The sequence below is a fragment of the Enterobacter sp. HNDS-6 genome, assembly GCF_039850505.1.
Classification (GTDB): Bacteria; Pseudomonadota; Gammaproteobacteria; order Enterobacterales; family Enterobacteriaceae; genus Enterobacter; species Enterobacter kobei.
Genome location: NZ_CP156673.1, coordinates 493,457 through 516,201 on the forward strand (window position 1 = coordinate 493,457; position 22,745 = coordinate 516,201).

The following is a 22,745-nucleotide window of genomic DNA, read 5'->3' on the forward strand; positions in this document are numbered from 1 at the left end:
AAAACGGGTCAATTGTGAGATCCAAAAACACGCACAAAAAAGGGGCCATCAGGCCCCTGAGTCATACTACGACGCGATTAGAACTGGTAAACCAGACCCAGCGCGACGATATCATCAGTACCGATACCGGCCTGACGGGTGAACTCATTTTCATCAACCAGGTTGATTTTGTAATCCACGTAGGTGGACATGTTTTTGTTGAAGTAGTAAGTCGCACCCACATCAACATATTTCAGCAGATCCTGGTCGCCATACCCTTCGATGTCCTTACCTTTAGACTGCAGGTAAGCCACGGATGGACGCAGGCCGAAGTCGAACTGGTACTGAGCAACCACTTCGAAGTTCTGCGCTTTGTTAGCGAAACCGTAGATATCGCTGCTGCTCTGAGAGTTGCCGAAACGTGTTGCGTTATAAGTCTGAGAGTACTGCGCGGCCAGATAGATGTTGTTGGCATCGTATTTCAGGCCACCCGTATAGACTTCGGCGTGATCGCCTTCGCCTTTCAGGGCTGGGTTAGCCGTGTTGTTCTGATCGGCGGTACGTTTGGAAGAAGACATTGCACCACCGATGCTGAAGCCTTCGCCCAGGTTATAGGTCAGGGACGCACCGTAACCGTCGCCGTTCTGTTTCAGGGTGCTACGACCGGTGTCGTTTTCACCGCTTACGCTACCGTTTTTACCCTGATACTGCAGAGCAAAGTTCAGGCCATCCACCAGACCAAAGAAGTCCTGGTTACGGTAGGTTGCCACGCCGTTAGCACGAGATTGCAGGAAGTTGTCTGCACCGTAGGTATCACCACCAAATTCTGGCAGCACGTCAGTCCAGGATGTTACGTCGTAGATCACACCGTAGTTACGACCGTAATCGAAAGAACCCGCTTCAGCGAATTTCAGACCAGCAAACGCCACACGGGTCCAGGCCTGGTTGTCGCTTTCTGTTGTGTTGCCCTGGATCTGGTATTCCCACTGGCCGTAACCGGTCAGCTGATCGTTAACCTGAGTTTCACCTTTGAAGCCAAGACGCATGTAGGTCTGGTCACCGTCAGCACTCTTGTCGTCAGAGAAATAGTGCAGACCATCAACTTTGCCGTACAGATCTAATTTGTTGCCATCTTTGTTATAAATTTCAGCCGCATTTGCTGCGCCTGCTACCAGCAGTGCTGGTACCAGGAGGGACAGTACTTTAACTTTCATTTTATTAACCCTCTGTTATATGCCTTATAATTGCCACTGCTTACTGGCTAACCCTCATTAACCAGTCGGCAATTTCATTCTCCGCAAAATTACAGAATAATCCAATGCGAATATGATACGAAAACTTTGAAGATGTTTCATTCATCTATCAACATGTTTCAGAATGTTAATATCAAGGAACTTTTACAAAGCACAAATAGCTTAGAAAATTAGCATTTATTATCAAAATTAATATTATTCCATTAAATTTCAATGAGTTGGGATATAAATCGTTACAGCACTGAATGACAAAACAAGATCGCACCTAATCTCTAAAATAGCTCTCGCTATCATCATTAACTTTATTTATTACCGTCATTCAGTTTTGAATGTCTGTTTATCCCTAATTGAGCCGAATGCATCGCATTCGGTTTTTTTTTACCCTTCTTTACGTAACTTTTCTTTTTATGTGCTACCAGCACGAAATTGTAACGACTATTAACTAATCCCGTTACGAGGGTCAACCAACGTGCAAAAATTCAGCAGAAACTTAATTTCTTGTTAATTCGTGCTATTTACTGGCGAGAAGTTTCTTTTATTTGTACACGCATCGTGAACTTGTACACTTTTAACGCACATCGCCTCTTCCTCAGTGTTCCCTGAAAAAGTCGCCTGTTCCAGGCCAGTGGCGCTGGAAATTCAGGTATTACCCTTTATACTGCCCTATCGCCACAGAGCACGACCATTACGGGTTAAAGATATCAATGAGTCAGACTGAAACTACCGCCCCGAGCAAATTCTCCCTTCTTCCCGGGAGCATCACCCGTTTCTTTCTTCTTTTGATCGTTGTGTTATTAGTCACCCTGGGCGTGATGGTGCAGAGCGCGGTAAACGCCTGGCTGAAGGACAAGAGCTACCAGGTGGTTGATATCACTCATGCCGTCCACAAGCGCATTGATACCTGGCGCTACGCCACCTGGCAGATTTACGACAATATTGCCGCAGCGCCTGCAAGCGCATCCGGGGATGGGCTTCAGGAGACCCGGCTTAAGCAGGATGTCTACTATCTCGAAAAACCGCAGCGTAAGACTGAGGCGCTTATCTTTGGCTCTCACGACAGCGCAACGCTTGAGATGACGCAGCGTATTTCAACCTATCTGGATACCCTCTGGGGTGCCGAGACGGTGCCGTGGTCGATGTACTATCTGAATGGTCAGGACAACAGCATGATCCTGATCTCGACGCTGCCATTGAAAGATCTCTCTTCTGGTTTTAAAGAGACGACCGTTGGCGGCATTGTCGATTCCCGCCGTGCAGAAATGCTGCAGCAGGCGAATGCCCTTGATGAGCGTGAAAGTTTCTCATCGCTGCGCCGCCTGGCCTGGCAAAATGGTCACTATTTTACCCTGCGTACCACGTTCAACCAGCCGGGACATCTGGCGACGGTCGTGGCGTTTGATTTGCCTATTAATGATTTGATCCCGCCGGATATGCCGCTCGACAGCTTCCGTATGGAGCCAGACAGCAGTACCCAGAACATGCGCGCGGCGTCGGACAAAGAGGCCGCAGAGAGCGTCACCATCTCCTTTAACGGCTCGAAAATTGAAATTGCCTCGTCACTGAACTCAACCGGCATGCGCCTGGTGTGGCAGGTACCGTTTGGCACCCTGCTGCTCGATACCCTGCAAAATATTTTGCTGCCGTTGCTGCTGAATATCGGCCTGCTGGCGCTGGCCCTGTTTGGCTACAGCACCTTCCGCTTCCAGCCGGGACGTCAGAGCGACGCCTCTGCGGTCACCGCGGGCAACACGAATGAACTTCGCGTGTTACGCGCGCTCAATGAAGAGATTGTTTCCGTGCTGCCGCTGGGCGTATTAGTCCACGATCAGGAAGCGAACCGCACGGTGATGAGCAATAAAATTGCAGACCATCTGCTACCGCATCTTAACCTGCAGAACATCACCACCATGGCGGATCAGCACCAGGGGGTTATTCAGGCCACCATCAATAATGAACTGTACGAGATCCGTCAGTTCCGCAGTCAGGTGGCCCCACGCACGCAAATCTTCATTATCCGCGACCAGGATCGCGAAGTGCTGGTGAATAAGAAACTCAAGCAGGCGCAAAGGCTGTATGAGAAGAACCAGCAGGGGCGCGCCGCCTTTATGCAGAATATTGGCGACGCCTTCAAACAGCCGTTAAAAACGCTGGCAACCCAGGCGGCGGCGTTAAACACCTCTGAAAGCCACCAGCTTGCCTGCCAGGCCGACTCGCTGGTTCGTATGGTGGATGAGATCCAGTTAGCGAACATGCTGGAGAATGATTTCTGGAAAGGTACGCCTTCCCTCTTCTCCATTCAGGATCTGATCGATGAAGTGGTTCCGGAAGTCCTGCCGGTGATCAAGCGTAAAGGTCTGCAGCTGCTGATCAACAACCATTTACCGGCGAATGACGAACGCCATGGCGATCGCGAAGCGCTACGTCGCATTCTGCTGATGATTATTCAGTATGCCGTGACCACCACGCAGATCGGCAAGATCACCCTCGAAGTGAGCACCGACGAGTCGGCAGAAGATCGCCTGACGTTCCGCATTCTGGACACCGGGGAAGGCGTCACGACGAGTGAAATTGATAATCTGCACTTCCCGTTCCTGAATGACACACAAAGCGATCATTACGGTAAGGCTAACGCCCTGACCTTCTGGCTGTGCGATCAGCTGGCGCGTAAGCTCGGCGGCCACCTGAATATCAAAGCACGTGAATCGCTCGGCACCCGCTACTCTCTGCACGTGAAAATGGCCGTCAATCCGCAGGAAGAAGATGAAGAACGCCTGCTGGATGACGTGGTGGCGATGGTGGATGTGACCTCAAACGAGATCCGCAACATCGTGGTGCGTCAGTTAGAAAACTGGGGCGCGGCCTGCATCACGCCGGATGAACGACTGGCAAGTCAAGAATTTGATCTGTTTTTAACTGATAATCCGTCTAATCTTACTGCCTCGGGCTTGCTTTTAAGCGATGATGAGTCAGGCGTGCGGAAAATCGGCCCTGGCCAGCTGCGCGTCAACTTTAATATAAGCAATGCGATGCAGGAAGCTGTACTACAACTAATAGAAGAGCAGCTGGCGCAGGATGAGATAACGGAATCCCCGTTAGGCGGCAATGAAAACGCCGAGCTTCACGCCAGCGGATACTATTCACTCTTTGTTGATACAGTACCAGATGATGTTAAGCGGTTGTATACTGAGTCCGCTGCGAATGATTTTGCAGCGCTGGCGCAGACAGCACACCGGCTTAAAGGGGTGTTTGCCATGCTTAATCTGGTTCCCGGCAAGCAGTTATGTGAAACGCTGGAACATCTAATTCGTGAGAAAGATGCCTCTGGCATTGAAAAATACATCAGCGACATTGACGACTACGTCAAAAGCTTGCTGTAGCAAGGTAGCCTTATACATGAACAATATGAACGTAATTATTGCCGATGACCATCCGATTGTACTGTTCGGTATTCGCAAATCGCTTGAACAGATCGAGTGGGTGAATGTAGTCGGTGAATTTGAAGACTCTACAGCACTGATCAATAACCTCCCAAAGCTTGATGCGCACGTGCTCATTACCGATCTCTCCATGCCTGGAGATAAGTACGGTGATGGGATTACGCTCATCAAATATATCAAACGTCACTTCCCGGACATCTCGATCATTGTTCTGACCATGAACAACAACCCGGCGATCCTGAGCGCCGTGCTGGATCTGGACATCGAAGGGATTGTGCTGAAACAAGGCGCACCGACCGATCTGCCAAAAGCGCTCGCTGCGCTGCAGAAAGGCAAGAAGTTCACGCCTGAGAGCGTCTCTCGTCTGCTGGAAAAAATCAGCGCGGGTGGCTACGGTGACAAACGTCTGTCACCGAAAGAGAGCGAAGTTCTGCGCCTGTTCGCTGAAGGTTTCCTGGTGACCGAGATTGCCAAGAAGCTGAACCGCAGTATTAAAACCATCAGCAGCCAGAAGAAATCCGCAATGATGAAGCTGGGTGTGGACAACGATATTGCCTTGCTGAACTATCTCTCCTCCGTGACGCTGAGCGCAACGGACAAGGATTGATCACCGCAGTAAATGCCGGGTGGTGTTCGCGCAAGCGAAGCGCCGCCGGGCAAATAAAAAAGGCCCGAAAGGGCCTTTTTTAGATCCTCGTTTTCCTGACGCGTTCCGCATAGACCGACAAGGTCTGCTTCAGCACGTCCAGCGTGACCGGTTTCGACAGACAGCTGTCCATGCCTGACTCCAGGCATCGCTGTTTCTCTTCCGCCAGCGCGTTCGCCGTGACGCCCACCACCGGCAACGTCAGGCCAAGCTGGCGGATACGTTGCGTCAGACGGTAGCCGTCCATGTTAGGCATGTTGACGTCACTGAGAACGATATCAATATGATTTTTACTCAGCACATTCAGCGCATCCACGCCGTCATTGGCCGTTTTGCACTGGTAGCCAAGCGACCCGAGCTGGTCTGCCAGCAGTCGGCGGTTAATCGGATGGTCATCCACGACCAGAATCATCATATCGTCATTCACTGACGCCAGACCTTCCGGTGACGGCAATTCACCGGCTCCGTCGTTCTCTTCCAGCTGCACTTTGTAGATGCGTGCCAGCAGGCTCAACAGCTCATGCGGCGTGGCGACACTGTGTACCCACTCTCCCGGCGCACGTTCAACCGGTATGCCAATGTGGCGACGACAGAAGAGTACCGTTCCTCTCCCCTGCCACGCCTGTTCCGGCATCTCGTCGGCGATCAGCACGTCATCCGCGTCCGGCGTCTGGTCTTCATAGCGGCACACCCTCACGCCGCTATGGGTAAGCAGCGCCGTCAGGTAATCATTCAGCGAAGCGTTATTCACCGCCAGCCAGCAGCGCTTATCGCTCAGCCCGTCAACCGTCGCTTTTGCCGGATACTGCGCCGAATAGAGCGGAATACGGATGGTGAACTGGCTACCCATGCCGGGCTCGGTATCCACCGAGATATCACCGTCCATCATGCTGACGAGCTTCTCACAAATCGCCAGCCCCAGACCGGTACCCTGGAAGTTACGCTGCACGCCGGTGCCGACCTGGAAGAACGGGTCGAACAGGCGAACCACTTCTTTCGCCGGGATGCCTACACCCGTGTCACGGACGCGAATGCTCAGGTAATCCCCCGCCCGGCAGACGTGTAACACGATACAGCCAATATCGGTGAATTTGATGGCGTTGCTGAGCAGGTTAGAGATGACCTGCTGCAGGCGCATCGGATCGCCGTGCAGCGTCAGCGGCACATCCGGTTCAATAAAGCAGTAGAGCCCCAGCTGTTTACGCACCACCAGCGGCAGATAGTTGGCGCTGATGTGGTTCATCACTTCACGCGGCGAAAACTCCCGCGGTTCGATTTTCAACTGCTCAGACTCAATTTTAGAGAAATCGAGAATATCGCTGATGATTTTCAGCAGCAGACTGGAGGAGTTGTTCATCGCCGTCACCAGCCTGTCGACCCCTTTCGGCAGCTCTTTCGTCTGCAACAGGTCGAGGTTACCGATAATCCCGTACAGTGGCGTACGCAACTCGTGGCTGACGGTGGCAAGGAACATAGATTTCGACTGGCTGGCCTGCTCCGCCGCCTGCGCCATCTCCTGCAACGACTCCTCCATCTTCACGCGTGCGGAGACATCCACCAGCACGCAAATCGCCACGTTTTCATTACGATAGCGGGAGTGAACAAAGCTGATCTGCAGGTTGGTATGGGTGCTGGTGAGCACGTCGACAAAGTTTACCTGCTGACCGCAGATGATTTGCGTCAGCCTTTGACGATCCTCATGCGTCAGCATGTTCAGATAGTTGTGCGCCAGCTCGTTACTCAGGATGTTGGTCCCGTCCTGAGTACGCAGAATACAGATCCCCACCGGTGCGGAGGCGACTATCTTACGGTTAAACTGCTCGTGCTCTTCCAGACGCTGGGCGTCACTTTCGGCGGGAATAAAGATTCTTCGCTCATACATGCGCGCCAGCGTAAACAGCGCCCCTCCCACCAGCAGATTGAGCAGAATTGCATTCATAATCAGAATGCGTATCCGCTCCAGTACCATATCGACCGGCAGCGAGTAGACGATACTCAGCGACGACGGTGGCAGGCTTTTTTTCAGCACCAGCTCACGAAAGCCGGAGGTGTAACCAAACCACGAGCGTTCCTGCATCCAGTGCGGATCGACGTTCAAACGGTTATCCGGCCCGGCAAGCGAGATCAGCTGATGTCCGTTTTCATCCAGAATGGTCACACCCATCGGCAGGCTGCCTGGGGTGAAGAAGTTTTCCATGCGGATGGTCTGCTCAATGCCCAGCAGCGCCTGCAGGCGGTTACCGAGGTAAACCGGCGTCAGCGCGTAGAAATAGCCCACGCCCATGCGCGGCCCCTGGCTAATCCAGAAGATGTTATTCCCGCGCTCGTCCTGCGGCGCATTGCGATATTTCACAATACGCTCATGCAGGCTTTTCAGCGCATCATCACGCTCGACGGGCACGTCGCGCAGGCCGAAGTCAGCCATGCAGAGATTTTCGCTGCCAATCAGGAAGACGCGATTGAGATCGTAGGCGGCGGAAAAATTGTCGCGCCAGTAGCGCATAAACCAGGCGAGGGATTCCAGCGACCCGCGCCAGGTGTTGCTCATGGTGGAGCAGTCGGAGTCCGGGAACAGCGGCTGGAAGTCCGGCACTTCGGTTTTATCATTACGACCGCGAAGCGCCAGGATGCCGTTTTCCGCCGTCAGCCGGTTTTCAGCAATATACTTCAGCTCCTTCATTACATCAGATGTTCGCTGAATGTAACGCTGGGCCTGATCGGAGCTTAAATTAAACTCCTGGCGGATCTCCGCTTCTTTCTTGTGCAGCGCGTTGACGATGTAGAACACCGACAGCAGGACCACCAGCAACCAAAGCAGGAGCGCCAGCGCCCGGAACAGATAGCGAGAAACTTTCAGCGTGGTACGAAAGGAGACGAGGTATTTCAAAGGGGCGAGGCTCCGCCGTCGGGGTCAAAAGAATGTGGTTAAGGTAGCGGTAAACGCGGCTTGCCGCAACGTTCACTTGTCTGCTTACGTAAAAGAAAAGGGCCGGAATCCGGCCCTTTTTGCGTCAGGAGACATTACTCGTCAGCGTCATCCGCTGCATCATCGTCGGTGTCCGCTTCCGGCGCGATTTCATCGTCACCTTCCGCAACGCTACCGTCGATGGAATCGAGCTCTTCGTCATCCACCGGCTCAGCCACGCGCTGCAGACCCACCACGTTTTCATCTTCCGCAGTACGGATGAGGATAACGCCCTGGGTGTTACGACCCACCACGCTGATCTCAGATACGCGTGTACGCACCAGCGTACCGGCATCGGTGATCATCATGATCTGGTCGGCATCATCGACCTGTACCGCACCCACAACGGAACCGTTGCGCTCGGTAACCTTAATAGAGATAACGCCCTGCGTGCCACGTGATTTGGTCGGGTATTCGCTTTCCGCGGTACGTTTACCGTAACCGTTCTGGGTGACGGTCAGGATTGCACCTTCGCCGCGAGGAACGATCAGGGAAACAACGGAATCTTCACCCGCCAGTTTGATACCGCGTACACCGGTCGCTGTACGACCCATTGCGCGCACGGCGTTCTCTTTGAAGCGCACCACTTTACCGGCCGCAGAGAACAGCATGACTTCATCAGAACCGGAGGTCAGATCCACACCGATCAGCTCGTCGCCTTCGTTCAGGTTCACCGCGATGATCCCGGCGGAACGTGGACGGCTGAACTCGGTCAGCGCGGTTTTCTTCACGGTACCGCTGGCGGTCGCCATAAAGACGTTCACGCCCTCTTCGTACTCGCGTACCGGCAGAATGGCGGTGATACGTTCGTTCGCTTCCAGCGGCAGCAGGTTGACGATTGGACGACCACGCGCGCCACGGCTCGCTTCAGGCAGCTGATAGACTTTCATCCAGTACAGACGGCCACGGCTGGAGAAGCAGAGGATCGTGTCGTGGGTGTTGGCCACCAGCAGACGGTCAATAAAGTCTTCTTCTTTAATACGTGCCGCAGACTTGCCCTTGCCGCCACGACGCTGTGCTTCGTAGTCGGTCAACGGCTGATACTTCACATAGCCCTGGTGAGACAGGGTGACCACCACATCTTCGCGGTTGATCAGATCTTCAATGTTGATATCAGAGCTGTTCGCGGTGATTTCGGTGCGGCGCTCGTCGCCAAACTGGTCGCGGACCAGCTCCAGCTCTTCGCGGATCACTTCCATCAGGCGCTCTGCACTGCCCAGAATGTGCAGCAGCTCGGCAATTTGCTCCAGCAGCTCTTTGTATTCGTCGAGCAGTTTTTCATGCTCAAGGCCGGTCAGTTTCTGCAGACGCAGATCCAGAATCGCCTGGGCCTGCTGTTCAGTCAGGTAGTACTGACCGTCACGTACGCCGAACTCAGGTTCCAGCCACTCAGGACGCGCCGCGTCATCACCCGCACGCTCCAGCATCGCCGCCACGTTACCCAGATCCCACGGACGGGATACCAGTCCGGCTTTTGCTTCTGCCGGGGTTGGCGCACGACGGATCAGTTCAATGATCGGGTCGATGTTGGCCAGCGCAACCGCCAGCGCTTCAAGGATGTGCGCACGGTCGCGCGCTTTGCGCAGTTCAAAGATGGTACGGCGGGTCACCACTTCGCGGCGGTGACGCACGAACGCGCTCAGGATCTCTTTCAGGTTCATGATCTTCGGCTGACCATGGTGCAGTGCCACCATGTTGATACCGAAGGAGACCTGAAGCTGAGTCTGGGAGTACAGATTGTTCAGTACAACCTCACCCACCGCGTCGCGTTTGATCTCAATCACGATGCGCATACCGTCTTTGTCAGACTCGTCACGCAGCGCGCTGATGCCTTCAACACGTTTTTCTTTTACCAGCTCGGCGATTTTTTCAATCAGACGGGCTTTGTTCACCTGATACGGGATCTCGTGAACAATAATGGTTTCACGGCCGGTTTTAGCGTCCGCTTCCACTTCGGCGCGGGCACGGATGTAAATCTTGCCGCGACCGGTGCGGTACGCTTCTTCAATACCGCGACGACCGTTGATGATCGCCGCCGTCGGGAAGTCCGGGCCCGGGATGTGCTCCATCAGCCCTTCAATGCTGATGTCTTCATCTTCGATATAGGCCAGGCAGCCGTTGATCACTTCCGTGATGTTGTGCGGCGGAATGTTAGTTGCCATACCCACGGCGATACCGGACGAGCCGTTCACCAGCAGGTTAGGGATTTTCGTCGGCATGACGTCAGGGATTTTTTCCGTGCCGTCGTAGTTATCAACGAAATCAACCGTCTCTTTTTCCAGGTCGGCCATCAGCTCATGGGCAATCTTCGCCAGACGGATTTCCGTATAACGCATTGCCGCGGCGGAGTCGCCGTCGATAGAACCAAAGTTACCCTGACCATCTACCAGCATGTAACGCAGCGAGAATGGCTGCGCCATACGGACGATAGTGTCGTACACCGCGGAATCACCATGGGGATGGTATTTACCGATTACGTCACCAACGACACGGGCAGATTTTTTGTAGGCTTTATTCCAGTCATTGCCCAATACGTTCATGGCGTATAGTACGCGACGGTGTACCGGCTTCAGGCCATCGCGGACGTCCGGCAGCGCACGGCCAACAATGACCGACATCGCATAGTCCAGATAGGAGCTCTTCAGCTCTTCCTCGATGTTAACCGGTGTAATTTCTCTCGCAAGGTCGCTCATCTAACCGCTATCCCTCTACTGTATCCCGGATTCAAAGGTCGCAAATTATAACACAGCCGCGGTGATTGAGGTAAACCTATACGCTTTATTCATGGGGATTGCCTGATATACTCCTTTGTCTTGCTAAATAAGGAGTAAAAGCGCCCATGAATGCCGAAAAATCCCCGGTGGCTCACAACGTTGACCACGAAGAGATTGCCAAATTTGAAGCGGTGGCGTCCCGCTGGTGGGATCTCGAAGGTGAGTTCAAACCGCTGCATCGCATTAACCCGCTGCGTCTGGGCTATATCGCGGAGCGTTCCGGCGGCCTGTTCGGTAAGAAGGTGCTTGATGTCGGCTGCGGCGGCGGCATCCTGGCGGAGAGCATGGCGCGCGAAGGCGCGACGGTCACCGGTCTGGATATGGGCTTTGAACCCTTGCAGGTGGCCCGTCTCCATGCGCTGGAGTCAGGGATCCAGGTTGAATACGTGCAGGAAACCGTGGAAGAACACGCGGCAAAACATGCCCACCAGTATGATGTGGTGACCTGCATGGAGATGCTGGAACACGTTCCCGATCCGCAATCCGTGGTGAACGCCTGCGCAAAACTGGTGAAACCGGGCGGTCAGGTCTTCTTCTCAACCATCAACCGTAACGGTAAAGCCTGGCTGATGGCCGTCGTCGGCGCGGAATATGTGCTGCGCATGGTGCCAAAAGGCACGCACGACGTGAAGAAATTCATCAAGCCTGCTGAATTACTGAGCTGGGTTGATAGGACGTGGCTCAAAGAGCAGCACATTACCGGCCTGCACTACAATCCATTGACCGATAAATTCAAACTCGCCCCGGGCGTGGATGTTAACTATATGTTGCATACAACCGCCAAAAACGACTAACGTCATTCGTTATTCTTATAAATATTGCGCGACATCATGTTGCGCAATTCTGCCCTCCCGTTGAAGAAATCAGCACTCGATCAAATTTTGAATTTTTTTTCTTAATTATTGACATGTCGTCCAGGCCTTACGGTACGAGGACTTAGCCTTTTTTACCCTTTCACAACCTCAATTTAACGTCAAAATCAACCCTTGTGCTGAAAAGATTCGATACTAGAATACTCACCATATAGCGTTTTTCTTATCGCAAACCCCCTATATGTAGTATTTATCCACAGAGTTAGTCACAAGACGGTTCTGTGGATAAGCGGGGGATATTTTTTATTTCACGGACAGGTAAAACCCACATGAATCAGAGTCTGCTGGTGACAAAGCGCGACGGGACGACCGAGCGTATCAATCTGGACAAAATCCATCGAGTTCTCGACTGGGCAGCAGAAGGACTGAACAACGTATCTATCTCCCAGGTTGAACTGCGTTCCCACATTCAGTTCTACGACGGCATCAAAACGTCTGATATCCACGAAACGATTATCAAAGCAGCGGCAGATCTGATCTCCCGCGACGCACCGGATTATCAGTACCTTGCTGCACGTCTGGCGATTTTCCACCTGCGTAAAAAAGCCTACGGCCAGTTTGAGCCGCCTGCGCTTTACGATCACGTGGTGAAAATGGTTGAGCTGGGCAAATACGACACGCATCTGCTGGAAGACTATACGGAAGAAGAGTTCGAGCAGATGAACGGGTTTATCGATCACTGGCGCGATATGAATTTCTCCTATGCGGCGGTGAAGCAGCTCGAAGGCAAATACCTGGTTCAGAACCGCGTTACCGGTGAGATCTACGAAAGCGCCCAGTTCCTCTATATTCTGGTGGCCGCCTGCCTGTTCTCAAACTACCCGCGTGACACCCGTCTGGATTACGTGAAGCGTTTCTACGATGCGGTATCGACGTTCAAGATTTCTCTGCCAACGCCAATCATGTCTGGCGTGCGTACCCCTACCCGTCAGTTCAGCTCCTGCGTACTGATCGAGTGTGGCGACAGCCTGGATTCCATCAATGCGACCTCCAGCGCCATTGTGAAATACGTCTCCCAGCGCGCCGGTATCGGCATCAACGCCGGTCGCATCCGTGCACTGGGCAGCCCGATTCGCGGCGGTGAAGCGTTCCACACCGGCTGTATCCCATTCTACAAGCACTTCCAGACGGCAGTGAAATCCTGCTCTCAGGGCGGCGTGCGCGGCGGTGCTGCGACCCTGTTCTACCCAATGTGGCACCTGGAAGTGGAAAGCCTGCTGGTGCTGAAAAACAACCGTGGCGTGGAAGGCAACCGCGTGCGTCACATGGACTACGGCGTACAGATCAACAAACTGATGTACACCCGTCTGCTGAAAGGGGAAGACATTACCCTGTTCAGCCCGTCCGACGTCCCGGGCCTGTACGACGCGTTCTTCGCCGATCAGGACGAGTTCGAGCGTCTGTACACCAAATATGAAAAAGACGACAGCATCCGCAAGCAGCGCGTGAAGGCGGTCGATCTGTTCTCCCTGATGATGCAGGAGCGTGCCTCTACCGGCCGTATCTACATCCAGAACGTTGACCACTGCAACACCCATAGCCCGTTTGATCCGGTGGTTGCGCCAGTACGCCAGTCTAACCTGTGCCTTGAGATCGCCCTGCCGACCAAGCCGCTGGAAGACGTGAACGACGAAAATGGCGAAATTGCGCTGTGTACGCTGTCTGCGTTCAACCTGGGTGCAATTAAAAGCCTGGACGAGCTGGAAGAGCTGGCCGTGCTGGCGGTTCGCGCTCTCGACGCCCTGCTGGACTACCAGGATTACCCAATTCCGGCCGCTAAACGTGGCGCGATGGGTCGTCGTACCCTGGGTATCGGCGTGATTAACTTCGCCTACTGGCTGGCGAAAAACGGTAAGCGTTACTCCGATGGCAGCGCCAATAACCTGACGCACCAGACGTTCGAAGCCATTCAGTATTACCTGATGAAAGCGTCTAACGAGCTGGCGAAAGAGCAAGGCGCATGCCCGTGGTTCAACGAAACCACCTATGCAAAAGGCATTCTGCCGATCGACACCTACAAGAAAGACCTGGATGCCATCGTCAGCGAGCCGCTGCACCTTGACTGGGAAGGCCTGCGCGAGTCCATCAAGACTCACGGTCTGCGCAACTCCACGCTCTCTGCCCTGATGCCGTCTGAGACCTCTTCGCAGATCTCCAACGCCACTAACGGTATTGAGCCGCCGCGCGGCCACGTCAGCATCAAAGCGTCGAAAGACGGCGTGCTGCGTCAGGTGGTACCGGACTACGAAACACTCGGGAACAACTACGAGCTGCTGTGGGAAATGCCAAACAACGACGGCTACCTGCAGCTGGTGGGTATCATGCAGAAGTTTATCGACCAGTCGATCTCTGCCAATACCAACTATGACCCGACGCGTTTCCCGTCTGGCAAGGTACCGATGCAGCAGCTGTTGAAAGACCTGCTGACCGCCTACAAATTTGGCGTGAAAACGCTGTACTATCACAACACCCGTGACGGTGCAGAAGACGCGCAGGACGACATGGTACCGTCAATTCAGGACGATGGCTGCGAAAGCGGCGCATGTAAGATCTAAGCACTTCGCCGGGTGGCGCTACGCTTACCCGGCCTACGGTTTTGTAGGCCCGGCAAACGCAGTGTTGCCGGGCAATAAAATCTCAACAGGACTCACCGCAATGGCATACACCACATTTTCACAGACGAAAAACGACCAGCTCAAAGAGCCGATGTTCTTTGGCCAGCCGGTCAACGTGGCACGCTACGATCAGCAAAAATATGACATCTTCGAAAAGCTGATTGAAAAGCAACTCTCCTTCTTCTGGCGTCCGGAAGAAGTAGACGTCTCCCGCGATCGCATTGATTACCAGTCGCTGCCGGATCACGAAAAGCATATCTTCATCAGCAACCTGAAGTACCAGACGCTGCTGGATTCCATTCAGGGCCGTAGCCCGAACGTAGCGCTGCTGCCGCTGATTTCCATTCCCGAGCTGGAAACCTGGGTGGAAACCTGGGCGTTCTCCGAGACGATCCACTCCCGCTCTTATACACACATCATCCGCAACATCGTGAACGATCCGGCGGTGGTGTTTGACGATATCGTCACCAACGAGCAGATCCAGAAGCGTGCGGAAGGCATTGCGCACTATTACGACGAACTGATCGAGATGACCAGCTACTGGCACCTGCTGGGCGAAGGTACCCATAACGTGAACGGTAAAACCGTTACCGTGAACCTGCGCGCGCTGAAAAAACAGCTGTACCTGTGCCTGATGAGCGTCAACGCGCTGGAAGCGATCCGCTTCTACGTGAGCTTCGCCTGCTCCTTCGCCTTTGCCGAGCGCAAGCTGATGGAAGGCAACGCCAAAATCATCCGTCTGATCGCCCGTGACGAAGCCCTGCACCTGACCGGCACCCAGCACATGCTGAACCTGCTGCGCAGCGGCACGGATGACCCTGAAATGGCGGAAATCGCCGAAGAGTGCAAGCAGGAGTGCTATGACCTGTTCGTGCTGGCAGCTCAGCAGGAGAAAGAGTGGGCAGACTACCTGTTCCGCGACGGTTCCATGATTGGCCTGAACAAAGACATTCTCTGCCAGTACGTTGAGTACATCACCAACATCCGTATGCAGGCTGTCGGTCTCGACCTGCCGTTCCAGACGCGTTCTAACCCAATCCCGTGGATCAACACCTGGCTGGTGTCCGATAACGTGCAGGTTGCGCCTCAGGAAGTGGAGGTGAGTTCTTACCTGGTCGGTCAGATTGATTCTGAAGTCAACACTGACGACCTGAGCGACTTCCAGCTCTGATGTCACGCGTCACGTTAAGTCTTTCCGGCACTGAGGTGCTGTGTCGGGAGGAGCACCCTTCTCTGCTGGTGGCGCTTGAGGCGCATCAGGTAGAAGTAGAGTACCAGTGTCGTTCCGGCTATTGCGGCTCCTGCCGCTGCCGTCTGGTCGCCGGCCAGGTGGACTGGCTGACCGAACCGCTGGCCTTTATCAACGAAGGGGAAATTTTGCCCTGCTGCTGCCGGGCAAAAGGCGATATTGAGATCGAGATGTGATTGCCCTGATTCCCTCTCCCTGTGGGAGAGGGTTAGTTCGTAGGCCGGGTAAGGCGCAGCCGCCACCCGGCAATTCCAGTGTTAATCCTTCAAAAAACTCACCGCTTTATCCGGGAAATCCGTAAACAACCCGTCCACGCCCGCCTGGTTATACAACACCTCATAAAGCTGATTCACGTCCGTGGCATACGGCGGCAGCTGGTCTGCACGCACGGTATACGGATGGACCTGCATCTTGCTGGCATGCGCCTCTTTCACCATCGCCGTCAGCTTCACGTGACCCGGCGTGGAGCCTTCTGCCACCAGCATGTGGTAATCCGGTCCGATGCCGTCAGCGTACTGCGCAATCTGCTTCATCGCGCCCGGCTTAAACATCCAGTCGTAGTTGTAGTTCACCCACTTCCCGTCTGGCTGTTTCTCCTGGGTTTCATTCCAGTCGGTGTAGGCAATCAGCTGCACCAGATTGAGATCCATCCCCATCTTCGGCTCCAGCTCGGTTTTAATGCGCTTCAGCTCGGCGGCGTCAAAACACTGCAGGTAAACTTTGTCCTTCTTGCTGGTGTAGCCGTACTGCTTCAGGACCTCCAGGGTTTTCGCGGCAATATCCTTCCCTTCCTGATGATGGAACCACGGCGCTTTGATTTCCGGGTAGATACCGATATTTTTACCGGTCGAGTGGTTCAGCCCCTGAACAAACTCTATCTCCTCCTGGAAGGTGTGAATACGGAAGTCAGATTTGCCCATCGGGAAACGTCCCGGATAGACCTGTACCTTCTTGCCGTTTTCAATCTCGAACCCTTCGGTAAACTTCAGGGAGCGGATCTCCGCCAGGGTGAAATCAATGGCGTAGAAACGGCCATCTTTACGCGCGCGGTCCGGGAAACGCTCCGCCACGTCCGTTACGCGGTCAAGATAGTGATCATGCAGGACGACCAGCTGGTCGTCCTTCGTCATCACCAGATCCTGCTCCAGATAATCCGCGCCCTGCGCATAGGCCATCGCTTTCGCCGGCAACGTATGCTCCGGCAGATAGCCGCTCGCGCCGCGGTGGGCAATCACGATTTTATCCGCCGCCAGCGCGGAGCCTGTCATCAGGCCCGCCAGCAGCAGACCGGTGGTTAAATGAGATAATTTCATGGTCATGTTCCTTATTGACGACGCGCCAGCACTTCCGCGTGGTGACGTTTCTCACCGATCATCACGACAATCAACAGCAGTACCGCCAGCACGCTACCGCCAATCATCACCATAAAGCCGCCGTCCCAACCGAAGAAGTCAACGGTGTAGCCCACGATGGCGCTCGCCGCGACCGAACCGCCCAGGTAGCCGAACAGACCGGTAAAGCCTGCCGCCGTGCCTGCCGCTTTTTTCGGTGCCAGTTCCAGGGCATGCAGGCCAATCAGCATGACCGGGCCATAAATCAAGAAGCCGATGACGATCATACAGGCCATGTCTACGCCCGGGTTGCCCGGCGGGTTGAGCCAGTACACCACGGTGGCGATGGTCACCAGGGTCATGAAGAACACGCCTGTTGCACCACGGTTACCTTTAAACACTTTGTCCGACATCCAGCCGCAGATCAGCGTGCCCGGGATCCCCGCGTATTCATACAGGAAGTAGGCCCAGGAGGATTTATCCAGCGCGAAGTGTTTCACCTCTTTCAGGTAGGTCGGTGACCAGTCCAGAATGCCGTAACGCAGCAGATAAACGAACACGTTGGCCACCGCGATGTACCACAGCAGTTTGTTAGGCAGCACGTACTTCATGAAGATCTGCTTCGCGGTCAGCTCTTCTTCGTGCTTCTCGCTGTAATCATCCGGGTAGTCGTCTTTATACTCTTCAATCGGCGGCAGGCCGCAGGATTGCGGCGTATCGCGCATCAGCGCGAAGGCAATAATCGCCACCAGAATGGCACCAAACGCAGGCATGTAGAGCGCAGCGTGCCAGTCGTTGAACCAGGCCATCCCCAGCAGGAACAGCAGCGGCGGAATACCGCCACCCACGTTATGCGCACAGTTCCACACCGACACAATGCCGCCGCGCTCTTTCTGCGACCACCAGTGCACCATGGTACGTCCGCATGGCGGCCATCCCATCCCCTGGAACCAGCCACAGAGGAACAGCAGCACGAACATAACGGCAATGCTGGAGGTTGCCCACGGCACAAACCCCATGAACAACATCACCGCAGCCGCCAGAATCAGACCGGCGGGCAGAAACACGCGCGGATTCGAGCGATCCGACACGGATCCCATAATGAACTTGGAAAAACCATACGCGATAGAGATCCCCGACAGCGCGAACCCCAGATCGCCGCGTGAAAAGCCCTGCTCCACCAGATACGGCATGGCGAGCGCAAAGTTTTTACGCACCAGATAGTACGCCGCGTACCCGAAGAAGATCCCCAGGAAAATTTGCCAACGCAGACGACGGTATAGCGGATCAATCTCTGCCTCTGGCAGACGCGCCCGATGCGGCGCGGGTTTGAAAATACTGAGCATGACAGCCTCCGTGGCCTTGAATTGAATGAGCAGGTGGCTCGCACCTGAATTCCAGAGCCGGGGATGTTAAGAAATCATGGTGATTGTTACTGTGAATCAACGCACAGATTGTTACAGAAATATGACAGAATGCGCAAAAAAGCGCATGAAATCACGTTTCACTTTCGAATTTCGCGCGTTTATGTTCGAAATCAAACAAACCACAGTTTTCATGTGGCTAAATGATAAAAAAACGAACATTGAGGGAAGACAATGACAATTCACGATCCTCGCTACAGCGATGTGATTATCATTGGCGGTGGTGCCACCGGCGCCGGTATCGCTCGCGATTGCGCCCTTCGCGGATTAAGCGTCACGCTTCTGGAACGCCACGATATTGCCACGGGCGCGACCGGGCGAAACCACGGTCTGCTCCACAGCGGCGCGCGATACGCCGTCACTGACGGTGAGTCGGCACGGGAATGTATTGCGGAAAACCAGATCCTCAAGCGTATCGCCCGCCACTGCATTGAACCGACCGATGGCCTCTTTATCACCCTTCCCGAAGATGACCTCGCCTTTCAGGAAACCTTTATCACCGCCTGTAACGCAGCAGGTATTCAGGCGGAGGCCATGGATCCGGCACGGGCACGGCAGCTGGAACCGTCGGTCAACCCGGCGCTTATTGGCGCAGTGAAAGTCCCGGATGGCACCGTCGATCCGTTCCGCCTGACCGCCGCCAATATGCTGGATGCCCGGGAACATGGGGCGCGCATTCTGACCGGACATGAAGTGACCGGACTTATCCGCGAAGGCCATCGCGTCTGCGGCGTGCGGGTGTTTGATACGCAATACCACGAACACAGCGAGCTGTTTGCCTCCGTCGTCATTAATGCCGCGGGGATCTGGGGGCAGCGCATTGCAGAATACGCTGACCTGTCGGTGCGCATGTTCCCGGCGAAAGGCTCGCTGCTGATCCTCGACCATCGCATCAATAACCATGTGATCAACCGCTGCCGCAAACCGTCTGATGCCGATATCCTCGTGCCGGGCGATACCATTTCGCTGATTGGTACGACCTCAACCCACGTCGACTACAGCGACATTGACTACAACCGCGTGACCGCCGAAGAGGTGGATATCCTGCTGCGTGAAGGTGAGAAACTGGCCCCGGTGATGGCCCAGACGCGTATTCTGCGTGCCTACGCGGGCGTGCGTCCTCTTGTCGCCAGCGATAACGATCCGAGCGGACGTAACGTCAGCCGGGGCATCGTGCTGCTCGACCACGCCGAACGCGACGGCATGGACGGATTTATCACCATTACAGGCGGCAAACTAATGACCTACCGCCTGATGGCCGAATGGGCCACCGATGCAGTCTGCCGCAAGCTGGGGAATACCGAGCCGTGCGTGACGGCAGAACAACCGCTGCCAGGATCGCGTCAGTCCACCGAAAAAACGTTGCAAAAAATCATCTCCCTGCCTGCCCCGCTGCGCGGTTCCGCGATTTACCGCCACGGGGACAGAACGCCGGTCTGGCTCGGCGAAGGTCGGCTGAGCCGCAGCCTGGTGTGCGAGTGCGAAGCCGTCACCGCGGGCGAGGTGCAATATGCGGTGGAGAACCTGACGGTCAAGAGCCTGCTCGATCTCCGCCGTCGCACCCGCGTCGGCATGGGAACCTGCCAGGGTGAACTGTGCGCCTGCCGTGCGGCGGGTCTGCTGCAGCGTTTTCATACCACGACTGCCACCCAGTCGCTCGATCAGCTCAGCGCCTTTTTAAACGAGCGCTGGAAAGGCATTCAGCCTGTCGCCTGGGGCGATACCCTGCGTGAGAGCGAGTTTACCCGCTGGGTCTACCAGGGGCTTTGCGGTCTTGAGAAGGAGCAACACGATGAAATTTGATACCGTGATTGTCGGCGGCGGGCTGGCGGGCTTGCTCTGTGGCATCAAGCTCACGAAGCAGGGGCTGCGCTGCGCCATTATCACCCGGGGGCAGAGTGCCCTGCACTTCTCTTCGGGATCGCTGGATCTGGTGGACGACACGTACCGCGACAAACTGCCGCCGGAGCACCCGTATCATCGGGTTGGCGCGCAGCATATTGACCGCTTTGCGCTGGAAACCGAAGCGCTGCTGGTTGACTGCGGTGCGCGTCTGAAGGGGAGCGCCAGGCAAAATCATCAACGCATCACGCCGCTTGGCACCCTGCGTTCCGCGTGGCTCAGCCCGGAGGAGGTCCCCGTTGCCCCTGTGAGCACAGGACGGGTACGGGTCGTGGGTATTAGCGGCTTTCTGGATTTTCAGCCCCATCTTGCGGCGGCGTCACTGTGTCGCCAGGGCGTGAACGCCGAGACGGCAGAGATAGAACTGCCTGAACTGGATGTCCTGCGCGAAAACCCGAGCGAGTTTCGCGCGGTGAATATCGCCCGCTTTCTGGATAACGAAGACAGATGGCCGCTGCTGTATGAGGCGCTCAGACCGCTCGGTGAAACCTGCGATACGCTGTTGATGCCTGCCTGCTTTGGACTCAGCGATAACAGCCTGTGGCGCTGGCTGTCGGACCGTCTGCCCTGCTCGCTCGGCCTGCTGCCAACGCTTCCCCCTTCCGTGCCCGGCATTCGCCTGCATACCCAGCTCCAGCGCCAGTTTGTGGCGCAGGGCGGCGTGTGGATGGCGGGTGACGAGGTGAAAAAAATCACCCTGACGGACGGCGCGGTGAGCGAAATCTGGACCCGCAACCACGGTGATATTCCGCTTCGCGCCCGCTATACGGTGCTGGCAAGCGGCAGTTTCTTCAGCAACGGGCTGCTGAGCAGCCGGGAGGGCATCCGGGAAGCCATTATGGGGCTTGATGTCCGGCAAGGCGCGTCCCGCGCGGACTGGTATCAGTGTGATTTCTTCTCGCCGCAGCCCTGGCAACAGTTCGGCGTGATGGTTGATAACCAACTGCACCCGCAACTGTCCGGTAAGCCCGTCAGGAATCTCTTTGCCATTGGCTCGCTGTTGGGCGGGTACGATCCCATAACTCAGGGGTGCGGTGGCGGGGTCTGCGCCGTCACGGCGCTGTATGTGGCAGAGCAGATTAGCCAGCGCGCGAAGGCGGAACAATGAACGATACCCGTTTTGAAAGCTGCATTAAATGCACGGTCTGCACGACCGTCTGCCCGGTCAGCGGCGTGAACCCGCGCTATCCCGGACCGAAACAGGCCGGGCCGGACGGCGAGCGTCTGCGTCTGAAGGACGGTAAGCTGTACGACGAGGCGCTGAAATACTGTATCAACTGCAAACGCTGTGAAGTCGCCTGCCCGTCGGATGTGAAAATCGGCGATATCATCCAGCGCGCCCGGGCGCGCTACAGCACGCAAAAGCCGACGCTGCGTGACGCAATTCTGAGCCATACCGATCTGATGGGCAGCGTCTCGACGCCGTTTGCACCGCTGGTGAATGCCGCGACCTCGCTCAAGCCGGTGCGCCAGCTGCTGGATGCGACGCTGAAGATAGACCATCACCGCAGCCTGCCGAAATATTCTCACGGCACCTTCCGCCGCTGGTACAAATCCGTCGCGGCGGAGCAGGCGCAGTACGCCGACCAGGTGGCCTTTTTCCACGGCTGCTATGTGAATTACAACCACCCGCAGTTAGGCAAAGACCTGCTGAAGGTGCTAAACGCCATGGGAACGGGCGTTCAGCTACTGAACAAAGAGAAGTGCTGCGGCGTACCGCTGATCGCCAACGGGTTTACCGATAAAGCGCGCAGGCAGGCTCAGAGCAATGTCACGTCACTGCGCGAAGCGATTGTCGATAAAGGTATTCCGGTGCTGGCGACCTCGTCCACCTGTACCTTCACCCTGCGCGATGAGTACCCGCATCTGCTGGACGTGGATAATACCGGCCTGCGCGAGCACATCGAGCTGGCGACACGCTTCCTGTGGCGCAAGCTCGATAGCGGGCAGACGTTGCCGCTGGGGAAATTGCCCCTGAAAGTGGTGTATCACACCCCGTGTCATATGGAGAAAATGGGCTGGTCGCTCTATACGCTTGAGCTGCTGCGGTTAATTCCCGGACTTGAGCTGACGGTGCTGGATTCGCGCTGCTGCGGGATTGCGGGAACCTACGGCTTTAAGCGCGAAAACTACGCAACCTCCCAGGCGATTGGCGCCCCGCTGTTCCGACAGATCGAAGAGAGCGGCGCGGATATCGTGGTGACCGACTGCGAAACCTGTAAATGGCAGATCGAGATGTCCACCAGCAAGCGCTGTGAGCATCCGATTACCCTGTTGGCGAACGCGCTGGGCTGAACA

14 protein-coding genes are annotated in these 22,745 nt (G+C 55.3%); 9 read left to right on the forward strand and 5 right to left on the reverse strand.

Translation table 11 applies throughout. The features are described 5' to 3' along the window. Window positions 1-77: 77 nt before the first annotated feature. On the reverse strand, window positions 78-1,193 hold the full coding sequence (locus tag ABFI50_RS02235; RefSeq protein ID WP_014884606.1) for a porin OmpC: 1,116 nt from the start codon (window positions 1,191-1,193) through the stop codon (window positions 78-80). Window positions 1,194-1,936: 743 nt separating this feature from the next. On the opposite strand from ABFI50_RS02235, the gene rcsD reads away from it, so the two are divergent. Together rcsD and rcsB are read left to right on the forward strand one after the other, a co-directional pair. Then, window positions 1,937-4,609: a phosphotransferase RcsD gene (gene rcsD / locus ABFI50_RS02240; RefSeq protein ID WP_014884607.1), complete on the forward strand. Its 2,673-nt coding sequence runs from the start codon at window positions 1,937-1,939 to the stop codon at window positions 4,607-4,609. 16 nt (window positions 4,610-4,625) lie between these two features. Beyond that, entirely contained in the window at window positions 4,626-5,276 is a 651-nt protein-coding gene (gene rcsB, locus ABFI50_RS02245) for a response regulator transcription factor RcsB (RefSeq protein WP_003859405.1), read from the forward strand. Between the two features lie 79 nt (window positions 5,277-5,355). Here the strand turns inward: rcsB and rcsC are convergent, their stop codons facing one another. Further along, a complete protein-coding gene (rcsC, locus tag ABFI50_RS02250; RefSeq protein ID WP_023330948.1) occupies window positions 5,356-8,202 on the reverse strand; it encodes a two-component system sensor histidine kinase RcsC in 2,847 nt (948 codons plus the stop codon). A gap of 134 nt (window positions 8,203-8,336) precedes the next feature. Further along, window positions 8,337-10,973 (reverse strand): DNA topoisomerase (ATP-hydrolyzing) subunit A, encoded by a 2,637-nt coding sequence (gene gyrA, locus ABFI50_RS02255; protein WP_014884608.1) that lies wholly within the window; start codon window positions 10,971-10,973, stop codon window positions 8,337-8,339. A 146-nt stretch (window positions 10,974-11,119) separates the two neighbouring features. Between gyrA and ubiG the strand changes: the two genes are divergently transcribed. The 4 genes from ubiG to yfaE all read left to right on the forward strand — a co-directional run bounded on the left by ubiG (window position 11,120) and on the right by yfaE (window position 15,966). Continuing rightward, window positions 11,120-11,848, forward strand: coding sequence for a bifunctional 2-polyprenyl-6-hydroxyphenol methylase/3-demethylubiquinol 3-O-methyltransferase UbiG (ubiG, locus tag ABFI50_RS02260; RefSeq protein WP_014884609.1), 729 nt, complete (start codon window positions 11,120-11,122; stop codon window positions 11,846-11,848). Window positions 11,849-12,195: 347 nt separating this feature from the next. Continuing rightward, window positions 12,196-14,481, forward strand: coding sequence for a class 1a ribonucleoside-diphosphate reductase subunit alpha (gene nrdA, locus ABFI50_RS02265; protein WP_014884610.1), 2,286 nt, complete (start codon window positions 12,196-12,198; stop codon window positions 14,479-14,481). Between the two features lie 100 nt (window positions 14,482-14,581). Then, the gene (gene nrdB, locus ABFI50_RS02270; protein WP_014884611.1) at window positions 14,582-15,712 is read left to right on the forward strand and encodes a class Ia ribonucleoside-diphosphate reductase subunit beta; all 1,131 of its coding nucleotides are present in this window, start codon (window positions 14,582-14,584) and stop codon (window positions 15,710-15,712) included. Then, entirely contained in the window at window positions 15,712-15,966 is a 255-nt protein-coding gene (gene yfaE / locus ABFI50_RS02275; protein WP_008500234.1) for a class I ribonucleotide reductase maintenance protein YfaE, read from the forward strand. The genes nrdB and yfaE overlap by 1 nt, the downstream gene beginning before the upstream one ends. An 81-nt stretch (window positions 15,967-16,047) precedes the next feature. Here yfaE and glpQ read toward each other — a convergent pair whose 3' ends face one another. Further along, window positions 16,048-17,103: a glycerophosphodiester phosphodiesterase gene (gene glpQ, locus ABFI50_RS02280; RefSeq protein WP_050862915.1), complete on the reverse strand. Its 1,056-nt coding sequence runs from the start codon at window positions 17,101-17,103 to the stop codon at window positions 16,048-16,050. An 11-nt stretch (window positions 17,104-17,114) separates the two neighbouring features. Then, on the reverse strand, window positions 17,115-18,467 hold the full coding sequence (gene glpT / locus ABFI50_RS02285) for a glycerol-3-phosphate transporter (protein WP_014884613.1): 1,353 nt from the start codon (window positions 18,465-18,467) through the stop codon (window positions 17,115-17,117). A gap of 252 nt (window positions 18,468-18,719) precedes the next feature. Here glpT and glpA point away from each other — a divergent pair, with 252 nt between their 5' ends. From glpA to glpC, 3 genes are read left to right on the forward strand one after another with little or no spacing between them, the layout of a single operon-like run. Continuing rightward, the gene (gene glpA, locus ABFI50_RS02290) at window positions 18,720-20,348 is read left to right on the forward strand and encodes an anaerobic glycerol-3-phosphate dehydrogenase subunit A (protein ID WP_347485250.1); all 1,629 of its coding nucleotides are present in this window, start codon (window positions 18,720-18,722) and stop codon (window positions 20,346-20,348) included. Further along, window positions 20,338-21,555: a glycerol-3-phosphate dehydrogenase subunit GlpB gene (gene glpB / locus ABFI50_RS02295; protein WP_180253204.1), complete on the forward strand. Its 1,218-nt coding sequence runs from the start codon at window positions 20,338-20,340 to the stop codon at window positions 21,553-21,555. The genes glpA and glpB overlap by 11 nt, the downstream gene beginning before the upstream one ends. After that, window positions 21,552-22,742 (forward strand): anaerobic glycerol-3-phosphate dehydrogenase subunit GlpC, encoded by a 1,191-nt coding sequence (gene glpC, locus ABFI50_RS02300; RefSeq protein ID WP_048997198.1) that lies wholly within the window; start codon window positions 21,552-21,554, stop codon window positions 22,740-22,742. Before glpB ends, glpC begins: the two co-directional genes overlap by 4 nt. The last annotated feature ends 3 nt before the right edge of the window (window positions 22,743-22,745 follow it).